1 protein-coding gene is annotated in these 669 nt (G+C 76.2%); it reads left to right on the top strand.

The features are described 5' to 3' along the window. The coding region (locus FV223_RS29295; protein ID WP_147730072.1) for a methyltransferase domain-containing protein at positions 1-669 on the top strand (669 nt) is incomplete at both ends.

The raw sequence follows: 669 nt of genomic DNA, 5'->3' as shown, positions 1-669 counted from the left end.
CTACGCCGCCGGGGCCGCGGCCGGCACCGCCGAGCCGGGCCTGTTCCAGGCGGCGTTGCGCGCCTACGAGACCGCCCGCGACCTCGACCCCGAGGACACGCTCGGCATGCTCGTCCACCTCGCGCGCCTCGGTGGCGACGCGGCGCTGCCGGTCCTGTCGCCGGCCTATCTGCGCGCGCTGTTCGACGGCTATGCCGGACGCTTCGAGCGCCACCTCGTCGAGGGACTAGGCTATTGCGGCCCGGCGCTGCTCTGCGCGGCACTCGATGCGGACGGCCCCCGGCGATACCGCGACGCGATCGATCTCGGCTGCGGCACTGGCCTGATGGGCGCCGCGCTCGGCCCCCGCGTCGAACGGCTCACCGGCGTCGACCTCGCGCCGGCGATGCTGGCGCTCGCCCGGCGGAAGGGCATCTATGCCCGTCTCGTCGAGGCGGGGATCGACGGGTTCCTGTCCGAGGCGCCGGCGGCCTCCGCCGACCTCTGCGTCGCGGCCGACGTCTTCATCTACGTCGGCGCGCTCGAGGGCGTGCTCGCCGGGATCGCGCGGGTGCTGCGCCCGGGCGGGCGCGTCGCCTTCACGGTGCAGTCGCACGACGGCGCCGGCGTCGTGCTCGGGCCGGACGGGCGCTACGCCCACGCCGACGCCTGCATCGCGAAGGCCGCGGC

It is taken from the genome of Methylobacterium sp. WL116 (assembly GCF_008039455.1).
In the GTDB taxonomy this organism is placed as follows: Bacteria; Pseudomonadota; Alphaproteobacteria; order Rhizobiales; family Beijerinckiaceae; genus Methylobacterium.
Note: the sequence above shows the minus strand (reverse complement) of the source record. Positions and strands in the feature narration are given on the sequence as shown.